Origin of the sequence: Paenibacillus sp. MSJ-34 (assembly GCF_018918005.1) — a bacterium.
Lineage (GTDB): Bacteria > Bacillota > Bacilli > Paenibacillales > Paenibacillaceae > MSJ-34.
Map to the genome: position 1 here is coordinate 22,502 of NZ_JAHLPR010000016.1, position 21,309 is coordinate 43,810.

The window sequence follows — 21,309 nt, forward strand, 5'->3', positions numbered from 1 at the left end:
GAGGACAGTGTTGTGATGATGGAAACCTATATTCAACGGAAGTTCGCCGAACGGATCGGCGGGGAACAGTTCGGCAAAGATACGGAAATTTATAAGTTCGAGAAAATTAAGCGCGCGAAGGCGGAAGCGAAACGCAAGTTTCCCGATATGGAACTGCTCGATTTAGGCGTAGGCGAACCGGATGAAATGGCGGACGAAGGCGTCGTCCGCGCCCTTGCGGAAGAAGCGGCCAAACAGGAGAACCGTTTCTATTCGGACAACGGGATCGAAGCGTTCAATCGCGCGGCATCCCGCTACATGGAACGGGTATTCGGGGTGGAAGGGCTGGACCCCGCAACGGACATCAATCATATGATCGGCTCGAAGTCGGCTCTGGCCATGCTGCCGTCCGCGTTCATCGATAAGGGCGACATTACGCTCATGCCTTCACCTTGTTATCCGGTTCTAGGGACGCATACGGCCTATTTGGGCGGCGAAGTCTTCTCTATGCCGATTTCGCGGGATAACGGCTTTTTGCCCGACTTGGACGCGATACCGCAGCAGGTTCTGGACCGCGCGAAATTGCTTTATTTGAATTATCCGAACAACCCTACCGGCGCTTCGGCGACGCGGCCGTTTTTCGAACAGGTCGTCGCCTTCGCCCGCAGGCATCAATTGATCGTCGTGCATGACGCCGCATATGCCGCATTGGTGTTCGACGGCGCCCAGCCGTTAAGCTTCTTGTCCGTGCCCGGCGCCAAAGAGGTTGGCGTCGAACTTCATTCGTTATCGAAATCGTTCAATATGACAGGATGGAGGATCGGCTTTATTGCGGGCAATCCGCTAATCATCAAAGCGTTTGCGACGATCAAGGACAATTGCGATTCAGGCCAGTTTATGGCGATCCAGAAGGCCGCTATTTATGCGCTTGAGCATCCTGACATTACCGAAGGGATCTGCAGAAAATATTCGCGCAGGCATCGCATGCTCGCCGATGCGCTAACGGAGCTCGGATTCCGCGCCGAGAAGCCTCAAGGATCGTTCTTCTTATATACGGAAGCGCCGATCGGGATCGAAGGCGGTCCGAAGTTTGCGACGGCGGAAGAGTTCAGCCAGTATCTGATCAAGGAAAAGATGATTTCCACCGTACCGTGGGACGATACCGGCCGTTACATCCGATTTTCCGTAACGTTCGGGGCGCAAGGGGAAGCCGAAGAATTACGCGTCATTAACGAGATGAAAAACCGCTTGTCCGGAACGAAGCTCATTTTCGCGTAAGGAGGAGCGGCGCAAAGCAGACGAGGAAGGAGGCGTTCCGGTGAAATATACGAAAATGCATGGTTTGGGCAACAGTTATATTTATATTAACGGATTTGAGGAAGCTCTTGACGAGGCTTCCCTGTCGCCGCTGGCGATGCGCGTTTCCAACGTCAATACCGGCATCGGTTCGGACGGTATGATCGTCATCGGTCCGTCCGAAGTCGCCGATTTCCGCATGCGGATTTTCAATATCGACGGTTCGGAAGGGAAAAATTGCGGCAACGGGCTGCGGTGTGTCGCGAAATATGTATTCGAACGGAAGATGACGGAGCGGACTCGTTTTACGATCGAGACGCTCGGCGGGAACGTTGAAGTCAATATCGACGCCGACGATGCGTGCCGCGTTCGTCAAGTTACGGTCGACATGGGAGCTCCGCGTTTGTTGAAAGGCGACTTGCCGATGCTGGGCGATCCGGAACAACCGGCTATCGACGAGGCGATCGCGGTGAACGGACGGCAATACCGTATTACCGCGGTATCGATGGGTAATCCCCATGCGGTACTGTTCGTTCCCGATGCGGACGCGGCGCCGGTAGCGGAGATCGGTCCGCAAATCGAGCATGCGCCTCTATTTCCCGAACGAACCAATGTCGAATTCATTCAGGTGGTAAACCGGCGGGAAATCATTTTTCGCGTATGGGAGCGGGGATCGGGCATTACGCAAGCATGCGGAACGGGGGCGTGCGCCGCCGTCGTCGCCGGCGTGCTGAACGGCGAACTGGATCGAGGCAAGCCGGTAACGGTGCATCTGCTTGGCGGAGACCTAGAAATTATATGGGAAAACGACGGTCGCGTGTTCATGAAAGGGCCCGCCGAAATCGTAACCGATGGGGAATTATATCTATAACGTCATGCGAAACGATTGGATCTTCGGCGTCCGATCGTTTTTTTTCGGCCGCCTATTTGGCTGCATCGCCAAGGGGAATTCGGAGTGGGCCTTTTTTCCTGTTTTCTCATAAAAGAATTTACATGAGAGCTTTCGTGAACTACAATTTTGATAGCTGTTTTTTTTGTTGTACCGCGGAAAAGCAACAACGCGCCCATGTCGAATCATGGTTCGGAATAACAGGTAAATTAGTCCCGTTTTTTGAAAGGAAGCGCGTTGTTTTTCGCGAAAGCGCCGGGTCCGAACGTGGGAAGCGGTCTTCGGGCGCGGCGGATGTAATGAAGAATGAATGTGATAGCTGGCAAATCGCACATCGTGGTGAGGGAGGATTACATTTGAATTCGATTTTCGAGTTAATCCAGCAATTTCAAGGCAGTAATGATGAGGAGAAAATTCAAATTCTTATCAAGATCGAGCAAGTGTGCGATGAGAAGAAATGGCCTTTTCTATGCAATGTCTTTACGAATCGCGCATACGACGGGCGGGTAAGAAGAAAGGCGCTTGCGATCATATCCGGCGCGTCGCTGCCCGACCGTCATGTGAAGGAAACATGCGGCGCACTGATCCAATGCATCAAATCGGATGAGAACAGCGACCTTCGCAACGAAGCCGTTCAAGCGATGGCGAAGTTCACGACATTCCGTCCGGCGCTTGAAGCGGCCGCTCAACTTCTATTGAACAGGGGGGAAGATGCTGATATCCGATGGAATGCTTTTAAAGTGATTTCCACTGTGAAAAACAGCGAATTCGGCGTGGAAGTGCTATCGCAACTTTTGACGGATCCTGTTTTTCGTAAAAGCGCTCAAAGAGAATTGCTGACATTGGAGATGGCGTAAATACGATAACGAGCGGAAAGGATGAGATGATGAGGAAAGACAAAGCCGGCGGCGGACCGATCGAGGTTGCCGCCGCTTTCTTTGGCTTATCGCGGTTTGCGCCTGATTTGATGGCGCTGCGGGCGAATCGTCAAGTCGGTAATGACGGAACCTTCCCGCAGCGTAAGCACCGTCCTGACGGCATCGGCTACGCATTCCGGCGTAATGTAACTGTCCGGCTCCTCTCCTTCCCGAAAATCGAGACGATCGTAGAAAGGAGTTTGCGTCATATCCGGATGAAGCGAGACGACGCGCGCTCCCGTTTTGCGGATTTCATCGAACAGGCTGAGGCTGAAATGCGACAATCCGGCTTTTGTCGCGGCGTAAGCGCAGCCGTGCGTACTCGATTTTTTCGCCGTGACGGATGATATCTGAATAATTGTGCCTTTGTCCTGTTTGATGCGGCGCAGAAGCTGCTGCGTCAAAATAAGCGGCGCCTGCAAGTTGACGGCGATCATTTCGGCGATTTGCCGCGGGCCGATTTGCTCGTGCGGCGCGAAATAAGCGAGTCCCGCATTGTTCACAAGGACGCCGAGCCGATGTCCGCCCTCGCGGGCGAAAGCTTGAATATGCTCGGCCGCGCGCATGATTTCGTCAATATCGCGCAAATCGCAGCGATACGGAATGTACCGCTCATGCGGCAATCCGGCTTTGTCCGGATTCCGCGACAGTCCGTACACGAAATAATCCATATCGATCAACATGCGGGCTATCGCAAGTCCGATCCCGGAAGACGCCCCGGTAACGACCGCTAAGTTCATGTCAGTTCCTCCTAAAAGTTTTGTGAAGCGCTGCTTCTCCGAAATCCTTCGCAACAAAACTAGCTTCGTAAGCATTCGCCAAGTTCTGTGAAGCGCGTTCGCGCTTTATGTAGTGAAAATTTTCTCCTCGGGCATATATTCGGCAACGCTTTCATATACGAATTCCGTCAGCTTGCGGGTCGTCTCGTCGGGATAAGTAAGGATCCCGTTGCGATTTTCATAAGGATAATGTGCGATGACGGATTCGCTACGATGCTTGCGCATTCTTTTCAAATAATCTTTCGGGATGCGGAACACGCCGATGCTGACATCGCGGATGCGAGCGAGCGGAATTTCGCTGAACGTACGCCGGATACAATCCCGGTAATGCTGCCGCCAGTTATCGATATGCAGCACGGGATCGAAGCAAATGCGGACGGGCCATCCGGCCTCAGCCGCTTTGCGGGCGCATGCCAAGCGCGCTTGGAGCGACGGCGTACCCGGTTCGTGGCGCTTGACGACTTCATCGGGCGATAAGGTCCATGCGAGCACGGTTCGGTTTGACGGGGTCAAGCCGCGAAGCGGCGCGAAATTGGCGCTCTTCGTGCGAAGTTCCAGCGTCAATCCGTCCGTTTCGGCCGCGAAAGCGATCCAGCGCGAAGCGAGCGGTACAATCGGCTCGAACGCCAGCAAATCGCTCTCGTACGAAATGCTGAGATAGAGCGGATGCCCGTCCAGCGTTCTCCGCACTTCGGCGAAATAATCGTCTTGATTGACGAACAATACGGCGTTGCCGGAAGGAAACATTCCCTGCAAAAAACAATATTCGCAATTGTACAAGCAGTTTAGGGCCGAGGAAGCGTAATAAAAATGAAGATGGCCGAAATGATGCGTCACTTCGGAGCCGGGGTACAGAAACGGTCTTTTTTTGACGGCCACAATCAGTTTGGGCGCATGTTTCTGCACGGAAAAGTTTTGTCTGCCACGCGCGAACACTTCCATATAATCGTCGATTTCCACGATTGTCGCATGCGGGAACTTGCTCGTAACGACATCCGTCAATGCATACGGTTTTGCGGCTTTTTCGATGTAAATATGGGTGTAATTACTCATAAAGAAGCTGTTGTCGCAATTGTGCAAAACGCATCTTTCCTTCCTGCTTGGATTCGGCGGCTTGTCCCGCATCGTAACGAAGGGCGTCAAGCGGTTGTCCCGTACGGATCTTGTATTGCACCGCCATCTGTTTCAATTGGCCGGCCATCGTTTCGGACAATCGAAGCTCGCTGCGGACCGCCTCGATCCATTTCTCGTCCGTCTCGTCCAATACGTCCTGGCGGATCGAGAACGCCTGCCGGTAAGATGAAATAAAATGATCGATGTCCGGTATCCGTTCCGCAATGAGACCGCTTACTCTTTCCGGGGAAAGAACAGAGCTCTCGAGCGCATCGGACACGATTTTCACAACCGCCGTCTGATGCGGCGCAAGAAACATTTTGGCGGCTTCAAGACAACCGGCGGCCTCCATATCGACAAGCTCTCCTTGGACGAATTGCCTGTCCGCAGCCGTTACCGGGCGCGAGAATGTTTCCAGTACCCCTTCGTCAAACCGGTGACGGATAAGAACGTCCGGATAATAGACATGCGACGTATCGCGGGATACGATTTTATGACATAGCACGGCCCGGCCGACCTGCAAGCGCATGGCGGCGGTTCCGGCGATGCCGACGTTGATCAGCAAATCCCGCTTGTTTCGGTTCACCCGGCTTAACAAGGATGCGACGCCGATCGCCGCCTGCATCGGTCCCGTGCCGGTTACGATGAGACGGATATCGCCTGCCGCGAACTGCTGCCAAGGATGCTCGGCGTACAATTTTTTCAATTGATAATATTCGATGATCGGCTTCGCTTCGCAATAGAGCGCGACTGCGATGTAAATCATTGCGGTCACCTGCCTGTACCCATAAATTACCTCCTTGCCCTTCTATTGTACCATATTGCAGCCCCGCGCTTCACATGCCGACAGCTGGGTTGCAGCCTCGAATCGGACGCAACTTCCGATCCTTGTTACCAATCGCGTCTTTCGTACATATGTTGGAATAAGTACGGGTTCATGCCCGCCAAGAGGTTGTACTGGGGAGTGATCGATGCACATGAAATCGAATCTGAAAGTGAAGCAGCTTGCGCGCAAATTCGGCATAGAAGCGAAAGAAATAAAAAAAGTGTATTACAGCGTATACCGGATCGTCACGCCAGACGGCAAAACGTATTGTTTGAAACGGATGCGGTACGCTCCGTCGCAGCTCAAATGGATCGACCGGACGCTTGCGAAACTGAGACAACACGGCTTTTCCCGCATCGCATGGCGCGACCGGAACCGGTCCGGAGGCAAACCGCTATATATAAGACGGTCTCCCAACGGCGTGCCGTTTCTGCTGATGCCCTGGATCAAGGGAGTATGGCCTTCCCCGAAATCGATCGGGGACATGAAGGAATCGGGCAAAATATTGGCCGAATTTCATCTCGCCGGCAAAGAAATCGCCATTACAGGCAGCGGCTCGCGGAATATGATCGGGAAATGGCCGGCCTTGTTCCGCCAGCGCCACAATGTTCTGTTAAGAAAAGTGCGGATCGCCAAAACGAACGGACACGGCACCGCCCTGGATCCGCTGCTGCGGAAACATGGGGCGGCTTTGATTAAGCGGTCGCGGGATGCGATAAGGTTGATGAAGAACAGCGGTTATCGGAGAGCGTGCCGGAACGCGCGGGAGCAAGGCTCTCTCTGCCATGGCGACGGCGGTCCCACCAACATTATTCTTACGGGAGGCGAATCGTACCTGATCGATTTCGAGACGCTGCGCCACGATTTGCGCGCCTACGACCTGTTCCGCGTCGTTTACAATTCCGCAAAAGATCACGGTTTTCGCTATCCCATTGTGAAGGCGATATTGGACGGTTATCAATCGGTGTCGAAACTGAATCGGGACGATATCGATTTGTTGAAAGTATGGCTCGCCCATCCGCATCGGGTTAGCAGAATATTGGGAAAATACGATAAATTGCCGTATGCCAAGAAGTTGAAAAAGCTGCGGGAATTACGGCTTGTTCTTTCATAGGAGCGAACCATTCTGAACCTGTTGCCGAAGCTGGACGATTATCTCGGAAAGGAAAGTTCCGGATGAATATATGGGTGCTCACGAACGAATATGAAAATAAAACGATCGGCGGGCTAGGAACCGTTGCCACCCATTTATCCAAAGCATTGGCGCAAAAAGAGGGAATTCATGTGACCGTATTGGCCAGCAAAACAAAAAAGAAAGTCGTTGCGAGAAAAGGCGCGCCGCGCGTCGTCCGGTTTCCGCTTACACTCCAATATTTCGATGCGGCGGGCAATTTCAAGCCTGCGCCTATCGCCAAATGGCTGAGGACGAACGGGTATAACCTGCCCGATCTCATCCATACCCACAGTTTGCAATGTGTCGATATGGCGCTGTATTTCAAGCGCAAATACGGCATTCCGTTCGTGTATACTTGTCATTCGTTGGCTTTGCGGCGCAATATATTCGGTAAAAATAGAGTATCTCCACGGCAAGTCGACTTGTTTCGCTTTGCCGATGTCGTCACGGTGCCGAGCGCATGGCAAAAGCGGCAAATACATGCGCATTGTCCATATGTGAAGCATATTCAAGTGATTAGGAACGGCGTTCCGTTCAGGGAATCGACGACAGGCTCGGGGAGCAAAAAGAAAGGCCGGCTGCTGTTTGTGGGGAGATTGACGGCAACCAAAGGGATTAACGAATTGCTGCAAGCGGTCGGCTTATTGAAAAAATCGAAGCCGAAGGTGAAGCTCGATATTGTCGGCAGAGGTTCGGCAACCTTTACGAAGAAATTGAAACAAACGGCACTTCGCTCGAAAATCAACCAAAACGTACGTTGGATCGGGAAGCTGAAGCATGAAAAAGTTCAGCGCTTGTATTCTTCCTATCAGGCGGTCATCGTGCCGAGCCGTAAAGAGTCGTTCGGACTGGTGGCATTGGAGGCGATGGCAAGCGGCGTTCCGCTCGTAGCGACCCGCAACGGCGGGCTGAGCAGCTTCGTCAACCGCGGCAACGCGACGATCATTGCAAGCGCGACGCCCCGTTCTATCGCCGCGGGCATCCGCAAAATGTGGAAATATCCCGATGAAACGGCGGTCAAGGCCGAAAATGCCAAAAAAACGGCGAAGCAATACAGTTGGACCAATATAAGCGACAGGTACGCCGAATTGTTCTATCGGGTGACCGGCCGATAGAAGAGACTTGATTTGGCCGCTAAAGTCGTCTTATAATGGCTATAACAATGAGAAACGGAGGTTTTTATCGGTCCGATGGTGTAATCATGCGAATTTCGTCTGCCAATTTGATGTTTCAGTCAATTGGGGCTCTGCCTGCGGTGGAGCGAACGGAATCCGTATGTACTTTTTCAAAGACTGATCGACCTGAACCGTTTTCTGTTGCCGGAACGAACGGTTGTCTTTGATATAAGCGCATATTTTGTTCGTATACTCAGCCGCAGGCATGGTCCTGCGGCTTTTTTGCATGACAACAAAAATGCGGGGTGATTTGCATGATGATATGCAAAGTAATGGATGTTGCCAAAGAATGGGACGGGAAGACCGTCTTTGAGCATGTAAATATAGAGATCAAAGCGGGGGAGCATATCGCATTGTTCGGCAAAAACGGGGTCGGCAAAACGACGCTGCTGCAAATGATCGCAGGTGCGCTGCAACCGGATAGGGGAGCGATTCAACGCTTTCTGCCGAGTTCCGAATGGGGATGCCTGGATCAGCATGCTGCCGTCGACGAGCGCATGACGGCAATCGAGTTCGTCCAAGCCGGATCGCCGGAATACGTAAAGGCCAAGAACGAATTGGAGAAGATTCAAAACCGGTTGAACGGAAACGTGGCGCAAGATCAAGAGGAAATGTCGCAATTGCTCGAACGATACGATGCCGCGTTCGAAACGTATCAAAGATTGAACGGATACGACTGGGAAACAAAGGTGGAACGGTATCTGCACACGTTGAAGCTCGATCCCGAAGTGTGGAATACGCCTTTTGCACAGTTAAGCGGCGGTCAGAAGACGAAGGCGCAAATCGTCCGCATCGCCGTCGCCGAGCCGAAATTTCTGGTGCTGGACGAGCCGACGAACCATCTGGATCGCGAGACGCTCGCCTGGTTGGAGGAATGGGTTCGTTCCTATCCCGGCGCGATCTTATTCGTGTCCCACGACCGTTACTTTCTGGATCGAACGGCGCACGCGATCTACGAATTGACGCCTCAAGGCAGCAAAAGATATACGGGAGGGTACTCGGATTATAAGCGGCAAAAAGATGTGGAGCTGCGAACGCAAGAAGCGTTGTACAAGAAGCAGGAGCAGATGAGACAAGAGCTGCTTGAATGCATACGCCGGTACCAGCAATGGTTCGATAAAGCGCATAAAGCTGCGGGCCAGAACGATTTCTACCGTTCCAAGGCGAAAAAAAACGTATCCCGCTTTAAAGCGAAAGAAACGGCGCTCGCCAAATTGGAGGAGCAGAGCGTTCAAATGCCGCGCAAGGCGGATCAACTGAAAGTGCAGCTGGGCGGAGGGGAATTCGAGGCGCAGACGCTGCTGCGCATGGAACAGGTGACATTCGGTTACGACGGCCATCCGATCTTCGAGGAATTGAACCTTTCCGTCAACCGCGGCGACCGGATCGCCGTCATCGGTCCGAACGGGGCTGGCAAATCGACGCTGCTCAAGCTAATGACCGGCCAATTGCGAGGCGGCAGCGGAGTCATCGCTCATCATCCGCAGCTGAAAATCGGCTACTTCTCGCAAGAAATTGAAAACTTGGATCGCGGGGACAGTATACTGGACAGTTTGCTGCGGCTGCCGAATATGACGCAAACGTTCGCGCGCACGATATTGGGCTGCTTTCTGTTTTCGCGAGACGACGTATTCAAGCGGATCGAAGATCTCAGCATGGGCGAGCAATGCAGAGTCGCGTTCTTAAAACTTTATTTCAGCGACGCTAATTTGCTGGTACTCGACGAGCCGACCAATTATTTGGATATTGAGACGCGCGAGAAGATGGAACAAGCGTTCAGCGAATATCCCGGCGTGATCGTCGTCGTTTCGCATGACCGCTATTTGCTGGACAGGCTCGCGAATCGGATTGTAGCGTTGGAAGAGGGTGAAGTGGAGCACTATCCGGGTACGTACAAGGAATATGCGGCGCGGGGTGTGGCGGACAGAACGCCGGGGGCGATGGAGCGGGACAATGAACTGAGAATGTTGGAGCTCCGGCTTGCGCAAATCATGAGCTTCGATCCGGGAGAAGAGGCTGAAGATCGTTTCAAGTGGATACAAGAGGCAAGATCGTTGAAGGAACGGATTGAAATGTTGAAAAATACGGCGTATAATGCTTAGCAATATTGAATGTACTAATGGAATGCATATCGAACGGGCGGTGATACGATGAATGGCCCTATTAAACCGGTACATCCGGAACAATTGACGCTCTCGGGTCCGAAAAAAACGGATTGGACGGACGAGATGAAACAGTTGGAGGAGCGTTTGCGCGACATGAAAAGAACGGGCATGCATACTCCCGCACAACAGGGGGCTGCAGGTTCCGCGGATGCAAACGCGGCGAGCGGAAAGGCGCTTCGCGGCAACACGTTAATGGAAAGTCTCGCATACGTTCAATTTATGAATCAGCAGGAGAAACCGAAGAAGGAAGAAAAAAAACGAAGCAGGCCGTCTCGCCGTTACGACAATTCGCTCGGAAGCGATCTGATGCCGGACGGCGGTCGGAAGCATAAAGAATATCCCCAATCATGAGAAAAGAAGCCGGCAGCGGCTTCTTATCTCAATGACAACGCTAGCGTATCTCCTTCGTGCTTGGTGTGCAAAATCGCCTCACAGCCGACGATTTCAATGCTTATTAACGAATCGAGACATTTTTTCACCAATTTTTTGCCTTTGACGAATTTTCTCTCTAACGTTTCTTTAAGAGAGATCAACGTTTTTTTATCGATTGTTGTGTAAAATACCGGGATCAATTTGTTTTGAAATGTGATGTAAGTTTTCACCTTAGAGCACCTCCAATATTCCCTTTAAGCATATAATACGGCCCAAAGATTAAAAGGATCTTAAAAAATACGAAAAAAAATCTAAAAATTTAATAGAATCGATAGAATTGTTGCAAAATGTTCAAATTTTTCAGCGATGCTTCATTCATTACATTTTGCCGATCAAGAGCGATAATATTCCGGCGGCAATGAGGGGGCCGACGGGAACGCCGCGCAAGAAAGCGACGCCGATGACGGTGCCGATCATTAATCCGGCAACGACGGTAGGCTGATTTCCCATCAGCGTAACCCCTCGCCCTCCCAAATAAGCGACAAGTACCCCGACGGCGATCGCCAGCAGCGATTTCCAATGCATAAACGATTGGAGCATCGTTTGCAGCGAAATTTTTTCGCTGGCGATGGGGGACATGACGCCGATTGTCAATATAACGATTCCGACAGTCAGTCCGTATTTTTCGATCCAGGGAAACATTTGATGCAAATGAGTTAAGCGAAGCAGCAGCAATACGACCATCGCAATGGAAAACGTGGCGTTGCTGCTCATTAAGCCTAAAGCGGCCAAAATCAATAAAAGCAGGGATGGCATGTCGATGTTTTGCATGTCGGTATTCTCCTTTAACACGTTCAACGTATATGTTCATTAATATTGCGCGAAAATAAGGAATTATGAGATTCAATCATAAAAAACAACGCGCATCGATTCAAGATCGACAGGCGTTGTGGATGCGCCGCCGTTTCCGCCGGCAATCGAAGATTAAGAAGGCATAGGTGTCGGAGTCGGCTCCGCATAACCCGACTTGTACGTTTCATCGACATAATCGCGAATTTCTTGCGCCGTCTTGCCTTCATATTGCATTTGGGCCGAGGTGGCGGCGATTTCGATGCAAACGTTGCAGCGCGTTCCATGATCGTCCCATACGACAGCGCCGTCTTCTTGTATTTCTTTAACGAAGCAATTCAAATTATTCCGATGCCCGGCGCTTTGTCCGCAGCCGCAATAACAAGGAATCCATTGCAGCAACTCTTCGTTCTCGGCGGCATACCGGTATGCTTGTTGAACGACTTCGGGCTGCCCGTTCAGAAACTCGGGCGCCACGGCGACGGATGCCGTCGTCTCCTGCAAATCGCCGTTCGGCAAATGATGCACATTGCTTTCTTGTTTGGCCGAACATGCGGCGAGCAGAAGCACCGCGCTTGCCAAGCTTGCTATTGTGAGAAAGATCCGTTTCATCATAACCTCCTCCAATGAATATTGAAGCCTTTTCTAGAATGATGCAAAAGATAAGATCCCATTAATATTTAAGCATGTTCCGGCGGAAATTGGTAGTTTGTCCCTGAAAGTTCATCGGATGTTCAAATATGAAACGGCAAGGAACTTGCCCGGCGATGTGACAAATATCATAGCGTCGCACCGCAGAAACGATTATAATATTACGACAAACTATAGTTAGGAGTTGTTCAACCATGGAATGCATCGTTCATTTTGAACTCGTGCGCAATGGGAAGCCAAGCTCGCTAAGAGGGCTGGTGGATGTCGATAAAGGAAGCAAACCGAGCATCGCGCAACTGGTGGAGATGTTCAGAGCGATGGATTTGAATGTGAGTATTGATAATGAGGATAAATATACATTTAAGCCTGTTTCGCCTTCCGAGCGGTATTCGATTCGAGTCACGAAATTCGATATGGGGCAAGAAACCGACGCCCCTCAAGACCCGCATCTCAGATCCATCATATCCAACTTCATGCCGAAAGATCCGCAACTGTAATCGCTCGTAAATATCGACATCGAGAAAACCGAAATATCCGTATAGGGTATTTTCGGTTTTTTTGTGTGTTAAAGGGAACCTTTCGCGGTTTGATTCGTCCAATGAGTGATGAGGTGAATAAAAGTGGATTTTGACTTCTTAAAAACGATGACATATGGAATGGATAAAAATGCGGTATTGCACGATTTAATGGTCGATTACGGCAATGATGTGTGGAACTATGCGTTTTTTCTGACGAAACAGGCCGACTTGTCCGACGACATTTCCCAGGATACGTTTCTGAAAGTATACGAAAAGATACATACGTACCGCGGGGGATCAAGTATAAAGACGTGGATTTTGAGCATCGTTCGGAACACGGTACGCGATTATTGGCGCTCGGCCTGGAAGAAGAAAGTGACTTTAACGGAGAAACTGCTCGGTTTCGGAAATCATCCGTCCGCCGAAGCCGAAGTTCTGGCGGATACGGAAACGAAAGCGTTATGGGAAATCGTATTGAAGCTTCCGCTCAAGTTGCGCGAAGTGCTGGTTCTGTATGCGCATCATCAGCTGTCGATCGGGGAAATCGCGGCGCTCTTGCAATTGTCGGAGGGAACGGTCAAATCGAGGCTGTTCCGGGCAAGGGCCAAAGTTTCAAAAATGATGGAGCAAGCGGAGCCGGGAACGATGGGAGGGATGTTGTTATGAATCGGATAGGTCCGGATTGGGAAAAGAAGCTTTCCACTTTGCCTCTGAATCATGGCGGGTTTTCTCAAAAATTAATGAAACAAATCGAGGAGCGTGCAGGAATGGAACGAAAGAAAAAAACATGGCATAAGCCGTTCATGGTTGCCGGCATATCGGTACTCATGCTTTGCATCGCAATCGGTATATTCCAGAAAGAGAAGGTAACCGATTTTGTGACGGCGATGTTCTCGTCTTCCGACAAGAAAGCGCTGCAGGAAATGGATCTTGAGAAGGAAATTTCGCTTAAAGTGATGTATTTTCATGAAAATACGTTTATGAGCAATTTCGGCCGGGCGTTTATGATCAAGTTTCCGAATACGAACATCCGCGTTGTCTCTGCCCCCGTAGGCTTGTCCGGCCCGGATTTCATCGAATGGCTGGATCGCGAACAGCCGGATGTGCTCGCGCTAAGTCCGAACTTGTATCGCGAGTTGGCGCTGGATGGAAATCTATATAAGCTAGACGACGTCATCAAGCAGGAACAGTTTCCGCTCGAATCGTTCCATGAGAACGCCATCCGTCTGCTGCGGCAATTGGGGGACGGGAGCTTGTACGGATTGGCGCCGCAAGTTTACGCAAAGGGGCTGTTTTACAACAAAGATTTATTCGACCGGTACGAAATCGATTATCCGACGGATCGCATGAGTTGGGATGAAGTGCTGCAGCTTGCCGCGCGGTTTCCCGCCGAGGGTGAAGGGGAAGACAGAGTGTACGGCTACAGCTACGGCTCGTACCCGTCGCCTTTCGATCTGATCAGCGAGATCGGAAATACGCAAGGGCTGTCCATGACGAATCGCGAAGGAACGGCCGTCGTTATGGATAGCGAATCATGGACGGGCATTTGGCGCGCCGTAGTGAAAGGGATGCAGGACGGGTATATATACGACGCTCCGCCGCGGCCGAACGGAACGATTATGATGAAAGATTACATCAAATCCAATCCGTTTCTAATGGGCCATGCGGCCATGTCGAATAGTTCATTCAGCCTGATCAGCGACATGAAATTTGGCGCCCGGGAAGCCGGTCTGCCGTCATTCCGTTGGGGAGTCGTTACGGAACCGGTCGATCCGCAAAATCGCAACCGCGCGACGTCTTTCTCGTTCGACACGATCTACGCGGTGAATGCCAAGTCCGATCAGACCCGCGCCGCTTGGGAATTGGTGAAGTATATTAACAGCGAGGAGAACATGACGGGCAGATCCGCCAAAGATTCCGCCCGTGAACCGCTATTTGCACGCAAAGATGTGATGCGAGAAGAAATGTCGGATTATTTGGACGCTTTCTTCTCGTTGGAACCCGATGTCGCCCGATTTACCGATGCGGAATCCGCGAAAACTTGGTACCGTACGTTATACGAAACGGCCGCCAAGGAAGCTCAAAGAGCCTCAAAAGGGGAAAAAACGGTGGAAGAAGCGATCGCGGCGGCGATAGAGCAAGGAAAGAAGCTGCTGATCGCCGACCCGAGAACCGGTAAAACGGAGGTGACTGAGCCATGAGAAGATATGGGTTGATCGGTTGGATCTTTTTATTGGCCATTTCGATTTTAGTGGCCGGTTGCGGTTCGAAACAGCCGGCGCCGCAGGAGAAAAAGACGCTGAAAATCGCTTTCCAGAAAGAAGAATATTTCTACAATAGCTATGGCGATTATTTCGAAGCGAAATTTCCAAACGTAAAGATCGAGATCGTGCCGACGGAAGGCATATACGGCGCGGGCGTCGTGAACTCGAACGAAGCGCTGGCAAGCATTGTGCGCGAGCAGAAGCCCGACCTGTTGTTTCTGTCGGCCTTCCAATACCCGTATCTCGTGCAGCAGGAGATGCTCTACGATATGACGCCGCTTGCGGAGAGGGACTTGAAGGATGCCGTGCTTCATCCGCTGGCGATCGAGTGGCTCAGAACGAACGATCAAGGCAAGCTGTACGGACTCAATCCGGAATTCAACACGAAAGCATTATTTTACAATAAAAGTTTGTTCGACGAATACGGCGTTGAATACCCGCATGACGGTATGACTTGGGAAGAAGTCATTCGTACGGCGGAGCGGTTCTCCGCACGCAAAACGAATGACGATGTGTTCTTCGGTTATCATGAAATGTTCCTGCAGACGCCTTACGATTTGGTTCGCCGCATCGCATATACTCATCGTCTGTCGTATCTTAGCGCCGATCAGAAGCAAGTAACGATCGACACGGAATCGTGGCGGCAAATCTTTCAATTGGTGATCGACGCATTGAAACGCGGCGATTTCCAGCCGCAAATGGTCCAGGGCGATAAGAAAGGGGATGTTACGGTTTACGGTCCCGAGCATATTGCGCAGATGGATTTGTTTGCCGAGGGCAAAGCCGCCATGACGGTAGACGGCACTTCGCTGATCGGGAGATTGAACGGGAAAACATTCGAATGGGGAATCGTGACGGAGCCGATCGATCCGGCCAATCCGACGCGGGCGACCGATTACGACGTATATCCGGTGCTTGCCATCGCCGAACAAAGCGAGAACAAGGAAACGGCATGGGAAGTGATCCGTTATTTCATGAGCGAGGAATATGCGCGCGTGCATTCGAAAATCGGCCATACGCTTACCACACGGATCGACGGCAGAGTGCAGGACGATCTGAATTTGGATCCGTTCTACAAATTGCAGACGGGCGATTTCGAATTGCCAACTTACCAAGGCATCGTGTTCCTGTTCGACGATCTATTGAACGAACAAATTGCGGAAGTCGTCCAAGGCAAGAAGACCGTCGAGGAGGCGTTGAAATATTTGCAGTCGGAAGGGCAAAAGCGTCTGGACGAAGCGTGGATCGAGAAAGAAGCCGCAAAATGAACTGCTCTCGGCGCCGGTTAGTCCGATAATATGTTATAATTTTCCCACATACCATGTATGTGGGTTTTATTATATCCATGAGATACGGTTAGGAGTGTTCTATCGTGAAACGAAAACCGCAAGTGCTCGTCATCAGCAAATTGGAGCCGCCTGTCTATCAATCGATAGCCGAAGTTTGCGACATCGTGTCGTTGCGGCGGGCCGCTCCCGATTTTGGGCAACAATTGGCGGCATGCCTGCCGCAAATCGAAGGCATCATCGGCTCGGGCTTTCCGGTTGACGCCGCCTTGCTGCGCGAAGCGCCCAATCTTCGCGTTGTCAGCAATATTAGCGTAGGATATGAAAATTTGAATATTGTAGATATGACCGCGCATGGCGTTATGGCTACCAATACTCCCGATGTGCTCACGGAGACTACGGCGGATCTAATATTCGGTCTCATGCTTGCCGCCGCGCGCAGAATACCGGAGCTGGACCGGTATGTGAAGGAAGGCAACTGGAACAAATCGATCGGCAAGGAACGGTTCGGACTGGACGTTTACGGGAAAACGCTCGGAATCATCGGAATGGGGCGGATCGGCGCGGCCGTCGCCAGAAGGGCGAAACTCGGATTTCGCATGCCGGTGCTCTATTATAACCGTTCGCGCAACGAAGCGGTCGAGGCGGAAATCGGCGCAGTTTATACTTCGATGCCCGAATTGCTCGGTCAATCGGACTTTGTTTGCCTTATGGCGCCTTACTCGCCGGAAGCGGGAGTCTTGATCGGCGAGAAGGAATTTGATCTGATGAAAAAAACGGCGGTATTCGTCAACGGTTCCCGAGGGAAAAACGTGGACGAGCATGCGCTCGTTCGCGCATTGGAAAGCGGGCGCATCGCTGCGGCCGGCCTGGACGTCTACGAAAAAGAGCCGCTCGGGCCTCCGCATCCGCTGCTCGAGATGGATCATGCCGTTACACTGCCCCATATCGGTTCGGCTACCTACGACACACGATTGGAAATGCAAAAATTGGCTGCCCAAAACTTGCTCTGCGGCATTCAAGGGACGAAGCCGCCGAGTTTAATCAATGAAGATGTTTGGCTAAAACGCGCGCAAATGGGCAATTTATAATTGATTACGATTACGGGAGGAATGACAACGTTGCAAACTCAGCAGTCCGGGCAAAATCAGCCCCAAATGACGCCCAATCGAAACCAATTGTCGGAGAAGGAATTGCTTTATTTGAAAGACTTCTTATCTTGGGAGCTGCTCGCGATGAAAAAATGCAATGACAATGCAAATCGCTGCACCGATCCGCAAATGAAGACGCTCATGATGCAAGCCGGCCAGAAGCATCAGCAGCATTACGACACGCTGCTCGCGCATTTACAATAAGAAGACAAAGGAGAGACTCAAATGGCGACGCAAATTGCAATGCCCCAATCCGGCCAACTTCCGCAAGTAAAAGGCCCGGAAATGAATGACCGCGATTTGATCAACGATTTGTTGGCACAGGAAAAATATTTATGTTCGGGCTATAGCGTAGGGTTGAATGAAATGCAGAATCCGAAGCTGCATGAAGCGGTGCAAGGAATATTGAACGATACGCATACATGTCAATTCCAGTTGTTCGACATGATGTTTCAAAAAGGCTGGTACAAAATGAAAGCCGCCGATCAACAGGAAATTGCCCAGGCGCATAAGCAGTTCACCGATTATAAAACCCAATTTCCGACGTTTACGCCATAACGGACAAACCGCGCAGGCAGCCGCGATCGATGCGGCAAGCTTGCGCGGTTTTATATTGCCGGATTCGTTTAACCGGCAAAGCCGGGATCGATAAAAGGCGTCAACTGTCCGTCGTATACGATCCGCAATTCGTGAAGCGCGCGGGTGCAGCCGACGTACAGCAATTTGGCGTCGATGGCCCCGTCCCGGTAACGATGCGCGTCGGCGTCCATCACGATGACGGCATCGAACTCCAGACCTTTGGACAAATAGACGGGCAGGACGGATACGCCCCCGCGGTATTCGCTCTCGCTCCCGTCGATTAGATGTGCGTCTTGCCCCATCGTCTGCAGGAGGGCGTAAAGCTCCTTCGCTTCCTGCAGCGTCCTCGTCAGCAGCGCTGCCGTATTGTATTGTTCCCGGCGAAATTGTTCGAGCGCATCCCTGATCAGTTCCGGCCTCCGTTCGGCGCCGGCGCGAATGAGCTGCACTTGCCGCCCGCTCCGGAATACCGGAACGGCGAGCAGGTCGGTTCCGACTCCGCGCGATAATATCGTATTGGCAAATTCGATAATCTCCATCGTCGAGCGATAGCTTCGGGTCAAGGAGAAGTAGGCGGTCTCGCTTTCTTGAAACAGGGACTGCATCTCGCTCCAATGATGGATGCCCTGATAGGCATGAATGCCTTGCGACAAATCTCCTAATATCGTAAAGGAGTGATTGCGCACGAAACGATCCAATACGGCGATTTGAAAAGGAGAGAAGTCTTGAGCCTCGTCGATGACGATATGATCGAATTGCGCATCGCCGGAAATGCCGTGTAACTCGACATGAATATATAACAGCGCCGCCAAATCTTCCGTCTGAATCCGTTTATTCCGCAGCGCTTTGCCGGTCTCTTCCCAAACGGCCGCGGGAATGAGCCCCGACCTTTCCTCCGGCCAATCGCCGCTCCGTTTATGATCCGTAAAAATGGCCTTATAAAAAGAAAAAGCGTCGAGCTCGGGCCATTTTTTCGCATATGCCTTGATGCGCTGCGCCGACTTTTTCTTCTTTTCCTTCAGCTCCGCTTTCGATTGTTCGTTTTTGAGCTCCATTTCCGTCCAACGCGCGATTCTCGCCATGACGCGTTCTTTGCGTTTGGCGAGCGCGTAATGCTTATACTCCGTATGGAACCATTCCCGGATCGTCGCATAGGGCAATACGGCTCCGTCCCAAGGGGAATAGTCGGCCTCCGGAACGGCGCGCTCCTCGGCGCAGGCCAAGCATCGATCGATCAACGTACGGAAACGAATCGAGCCTTTGTAGCGGCCGGATACCGAATCGTTCAATTCGGGACGGCGGTCCGGAGATCCGAACCAATAGGCATGCCGTTCCGCCGGATCCGCGAGCGACGCGTCCGGTTCGAGCAATTCCATCGCCCAATCCGCAAACGTCCGCTGTTGAATATTGCCGACGCCCAGTTCGGGCAGTACGTCGGAAATATAGTCGAGGAACATATCGTTCGGTGCGAAAATGATCATTTTCTCCGCCCGAACCTGTTCCTGGTATTGATACAACAAGTAGGCGAGCCGATGCAGCGCGACCGTCGTCTTGCCGCTTCCCGCCACCCCTTGAATCATTAAAGCCGTATTCTTGGCGGCGCGAATGATCGAATCCTGTTCCGCTTGAATGGTAGAGACGATATCCCGCAGCCGGTTATCCTTATTTTCGCCCAACCGGTACAACAGAAATTCGTCCGATACGGCGGGTTGATCGCTTTCCCGGTTATAGGTGTCTACAACCCGCTGCAAGACCCGTTCGCGAATGACCAGGTTTCGCTTTAAAGAGACGAGCCCTTCGATGATGCCTTCCGGTGCCTGATAGGCGGCGGGACCGTCGCCTCCCGTAAACGAGTAGAACAGGCTGGCGATCGGCGCGCGCCAATCGATGACGAGCGGGTTGCCGCTCTCGTCCTCCTCTTCGTTCCCGCTCCGGTTGACGCCGATTTTGCCGATATAGAGCGGTGCGGTCCGATTCTGGTCCGAAGCCTGGAAATCGATGCGGCCGAAATAAGGTTCGTTGTACGCTTTGGCAAGCCGGTTCCGCCGCATTTCCCGGTTCTCTTCCAGCATTTGTTCCGTAAAATCGGGTCCGGCATAAACGGGGATATTCCGCAATCGTTGCAATTGGCGGTCGATTTCTTGCTTCGTTTCTTCAAGTCGATGCAACTCTTCTTGATAGGCACTTTGAAACGTGTCGTTCACTTTCAGTTACCTCCTAAGAATTTTTCCTCTTTGTCTGAAAAGAGTAAATAATATATCATATCTGCCAATGAAAAGCAATGAATTCCGATAGAGACGCATAATTTTTCAAAAAAATGGGACGATATGGTGGAAGGAAGGTGGAGCTATGTGCAGAAGATTTTCGTTGACGGCCGATTTGGAGGAAATACAACAATATTTTCAAATCGATAAAGTGATGGTTCATTATAAAAACAGGTATAATATCGCTCCGACGCAGGAAGTGTCCGTTGTGTTGTCAGAACGGGGAGAACGCTGTTTGGATTCGTATCGTTGGGGCTTTTTCCCTTTTTGGGGCCGGGATGCGATCAACGCCGACTTTCGCTCGGTCGAGGAAAATCCGGCCTACCGCAAGATGGTGGACCGGCAGCGCTGCGTCATTCCTTGCAGCGGGATGTATTACTGGAAGGAAGTGGGCAGGAAACGTTATCCGGTACGGGTCGTTATGCGCAGCGGCAACGTATTCGGCATTGCAGGATTTTACGAAGTATGGAGAGATACGCGCAAAGAGGAATTTCGCACATTCACGATTTTGACGACGGATCCGAACCCGCTCATTCGGGAATTCGACCGGAGAATGCCGGTCATCTTGGAACGGGACGCCATGGAGGAATGGCTCGACACCGGAATCACGGACAAACGGCATTTGCATTCTTTGATGAAATCGTACGACGCTTCTCAAATGCTTGCTTATCCGGTCTCGCCCATCGTCAGCAACGAATGGCAGGATAATTCCGAATGCGTGGAGAAGATGGACGTTAACCTGGCTTGGGTGAAAGAGTGAAGAGACGGATCGGAGGGATGCGGATGCGCAGATCCCTCCTTTATATGCAAGGGAGATTATCGGTTTGGCGAGCGCAATTGTTGCGGCTTGGCAGCCGGTAATCTCTTTTTTTGCGTCTGCCGGCGAATCTTCGGGAGGCTCGCCATTACGCGAAACCATCCGGAACGATCCAGACGATCGATCTCATGACGCTCGAACTCGGCGTTTTTTTCTATAAAGTAAGGATGTTGCAGCATGACGTTTCTCACCACCATTTTTTCATTTCCTTTTTGTTACATTCAATGTATCATGATAAAAGTGGC

General features: G+C 51.6%; 23 protein-coding genes. 15 read left to right on the plus strand and 8 right to left on the minus strand.

Going from position 1 to position 21,309, the window contains the following annotated elements:
• Positions 1–15 precede the first annotated feature (15 nt).
• The 3 genes from KQI79_RS09925 (at position 16) to KQI79_RS09935 (ending at position 3,021) form a co-directional block, all read left to right on the plus strand.
• Complete coding sequence (locus KQI79_RS09925) at positions 16–1,257, plus strand: LL-diaminopimelate aminotransferase (RefSeq protein ID WP_483311378.1); 1,242 nt, start codon at positions 16–18, stop codon at positions 1,255–1,257.
• Between the two features lie 55 nt (positions 1,258–1,312).
• The gene (dapF, locus tag KQI79_RS09930; RefSeq protein WP_216538155.1) at positions 1,313–2,146 is read left to right on the plus strand and encodes a diaminopimelate epimerase; all 834 of its coding nucleotides are present in this window, start codon (positions 1,313–1,315) and stop codon (positions 2,144–2,146) included.
• A 374-nt stretch (positions 2,147–2,520) separates the two neighbouring features.
• Positions 2,521–3,021: a HEAT repeat domain-containing protein gene (locus KQI79_RS09935; RefSeq protein WP_216538081.1), complete on the plus strand. Its 501-nt coding sequence runs from the start codon at positions 2,521–2,523 to the stop codon at positions 3,019–3,021.
• 86 nt (positions 3,022–3,107) lie between these two features.
• Here KQI79_RS09935 and KQI79_RS09940 read toward each other — a convergent pair whose 3' ends face one another.
• The 3 genes from KQI79_RS09940 to KQI79_RS09950 form a co-directional block, all read right to left on the minus strand.
• The gene (locus KQI79_RS09940) at positions 3,108–3,821 is read right to left on the minus strand and encodes an SDR family oxidoreductase (protein WP_216538082.1); all 714 of its coding nucleotides are present in this window, start codon (positions 3,819–3,821) and stop codon (positions 3,108–3,110) included.
• A 105-nt stretch (positions 3,822–3,926) separates the two neighbouring features.
• Positions 3,927–4,913, minus strand: a complete 987-nt coding sequence (locus tag KQI79_RS09945) for an SPL family radical SAM protein (protein ID WP_216538083.1) — start codon at positions 4,911–4,913, stop codon at positions 3,927–3,929.
• The gene (locus KQI79_RS09950; protein WP_216538084.1) at positions 4,906–5,739 is read right to left on the minus strand and encodes a 5'-methylthioadenosine/S-adenosylhomocysteine nucleosidase family protein; all 834 of its coding nucleotides are present in this window, start codon (positions 5,737–5,739) and stop codon (positions 4,906–4,908) included. Before KQI79_RS09950 ends, KQI79_RS09945 begins: the two co-directional genes overlap by 8 nt.
• A 211-nt stretch (positions 5,740–5,950) precedes the next feature.
• Between KQI79_RS09950 and KQI79_RS09955 the strand changes: the two genes are divergently transcribed.
• The 4 genes from KQI79_RS09955 to KQI79_RS09970 all read left to right on the plus strand — a co-directional run bounded on the left by KQI79_RS09955 (position 5,951) and on the right by KQI79_RS09970 (position 10,664).
• A complete protein-coding gene (locus tag KQI79_RS09955) occupies positions 5,951–6,913 on the plus strand; it encodes a phosphotransferase (protein WP_216538085.1) in 963 nt (320 codons plus the stop codon).
• A gap of 62 nt (positions 6,914–6,975) precedes the next feature.
• The gene (locus tag KQI79_RS09960; protein ID WP_216538086.1) at positions 6,976–8,088 is read left to right on the plus strand and encodes a glycosyltransferase family 4 protein; all 1,113 of its coding nucleotides are present in this window, start codon (positions 6,976–6,978) and stop codon (positions 8,086–8,088) included.
• Between the two features lie 314 nt (positions 8,089–8,402).
• Complete coding sequence (gene abc-f, locus KQI79_RS09965; RefSeq protein WP_216538087.1) at positions 8,403–10,250, plus strand: ribosomal protection-like ABC-F family protein; 1,848 nt, start codon at positions 8,403–8,405, stop codon at positions 10,248–10,250.
• Positions 10,251–10,298: 48 nt separating this feature from the next.
• Positions 10,299–10,664 (plus strand): hypothetical protein, encoded by a 366-nt coding sequence (locus KQI79_RS09970; protein ID WP_216538088.1) that lies wholly within the window; start codon positions 10,299–10,301, stop codon positions 10,662–10,664.
• A gap of 23 nt (positions 10,665–10,687) precedes the next feature.
• On the opposite strand, the gene KQI79_RS09975 is transcribed toward KQI79_RS09970, so the two are convergent.
• The 3 genes from KQI79_RS09975 to KQI79_RS09985 all read right to left on the minus strand — a co-directional run bounded on the left by KQI79_RS09975 (position 10,688) and on the right by KQI79_RS09985 (position 12,149).
• A complete protein-coding gene (locus KQI79_RS09975; RefSeq protein ID WP_216538089.1) occupies positions 10,688–10,915 on the minus strand; it encodes a 3-dehydroquinate dehydratase in 228 nt (75 codons plus the stop codon).
• A gap of 148 nt (positions 10,916–11,063) precedes the next feature.
• Positions 11,064–11,516, minus strand: a complete 453-nt coding sequence (locus KQI79_RS09980) for a DUF441 domain-containing protein (protein ID WP_216538090.1) — start codon at positions 11,514–11,516, stop codon at positions 11,064–11,066.
• A gap of 153 nt (positions 11,517–11,669) precedes the next feature.
• Positions 11,670–12,149: a PCYCGC motif-containing (lipo)protein gene (locus KQI79_RS09985; RefSeq protein ID WP_216538091.1), complete on the minus strand. Its 480-nt coding sequence runs from the start codon at positions 12,147–12,149 to the stop codon at positions 11,670–11,672.
• A 230-nt stretch (positions 12,150–12,379) separates the two neighbouring features.
• On the opposite strand from KQI79_RS09985, the gene KQI79_RS09990 reads away from it, so the two are divergent.
• The 7 genes from KQI79_RS09990 (at position 12,380) to KQI79_RS10020 (ending at position 17,962) form a co-directional block, all read left to right on the plus strand.
• Positions 12,380–12,682 carry a hypothetical protein gene (locus KQI79_RS09990; RefSeq protein WP_216538092.1) on the plus strand — a complete coding sequence of 101 codons (303 nt, stop codon included), beginning with the start codon at positions 12,380–12,382 and terminating at the stop codon, positions 12,680–12,682.
• A gap of 159 nt (positions 12,683–12,841) precedes the next feature.
• Positions 12,842–13,369, plus strand: a complete 528-nt coding sequence (locus KQI79_RS09995) for a sigma-70 family RNA polymerase sigma factor (RefSeq protein ID WP_253298061.1) — start codon at positions 12,842–12,844, stop codon at positions 13,367–13,369.
• Positions 13,366–14,904, plus strand: a complete 1,539-nt coding sequence (locus tag KQI79_RS10000) for an ABC transporter substrate-binding protein (RefSeq protein WP_216538093.1) — start codon at positions 13,366–13,368, stop codon at positions 14,902–14,904. Before KQI79_RS09995 ends, KQI79_RS10000 begins: the two co-directional genes overlap by 4 nt.
• Complete coding sequence (locus KQI79_RS10005) at positions 14,901–16,235, plus strand: ABC transporter substrate-binding protein (protein WP_216538094.1); 1,335 nt, start codon at positions 14,901–14,903, stop codon at positions 16,233–16,235. Before KQI79_RS10000 ends, KQI79_RS10005 begins: the two co-directional genes overlap by 4 nt.
• 104 nt (positions 16,236–16,339) lie before the next feature.
• The gene (locus tag KQI79_RS10010; protein WP_230192746.1) at positions 16,340–17,344 is read left to right on the plus strand and encodes a 2-hydroxyacid dehydrogenase; all 1,005 of its coding nucleotides are present in this window, start codon (positions 16,340–16,342) and stop codon (positions 17,342–17,344) included.
• Positions 17,345–17,365: 21 nt separating this feature from the next.
• Positions 17,366–17,608, plus strand: coding sequence for a hypothetical protein (locus tag KQI79_RS10015; protein WP_230192747.1), 243 nt, complete (start codon positions 17,366–17,368; stop codon positions 17,606–17,608).
• 21 nt (positions 17,609–17,629) lie between these two features.
• On the plus strand, positions 17,630–17,962 hold the full coding sequence (locus KQI79_RS10020; RefSeq protein ID WP_216538095.1) for a spore coat protein: 333 nt from the start codon (positions 17,630–17,632) through the stop codon (positions 17,960–17,962).
• Positions 17,963–18,030: 68 nt separating this feature from the next.
• Here the strand turns inward: KQI79_RS10020 and KQI79_RS10025 are convergent, their stop codons facing one another.
• Positions 18,031–20,187: a HelD family protein gene (locus KQI79_RS10025; RefSeq protein WP_216538096.1), complete on the minus strand. Its 2,157-nt coding sequence runs from the start codon at positions 20,185–20,187 to the stop codon at positions 18,031–18,033.
• A gap of 145 nt (positions 20,188–20,332) precedes the next feature.
• Here KQI79_RS10025 and KQI79_RS10030 point away from each other — a divergent pair, with 145 nt between their 5' ends.
• A complete protein-coding gene (locus KQI79_RS10030; RefSeq protein WP_216538097.1) occupies positions 20,333–21,007 on the plus strand; it encodes an SOS response-associated peptidase in 675 nt (224 codons plus the stop codon).
• 56 nt (positions 21,008–21,063) lie between these two features.
• Here KQI79_RS10030 and KQI79_RS10035 read toward each other — a convergent pair whose 3' ends face one another.
• Entirely contained in the window at positions 21,064–21,261 is a 198-nt protein-coding gene (locus tag KQI79_RS10035) for a hypothetical protein (protein ID WP_216538098.1), read from the minus strand.
• Positions 21,262–21,309 lie beyond the last annotated feature (48 nt).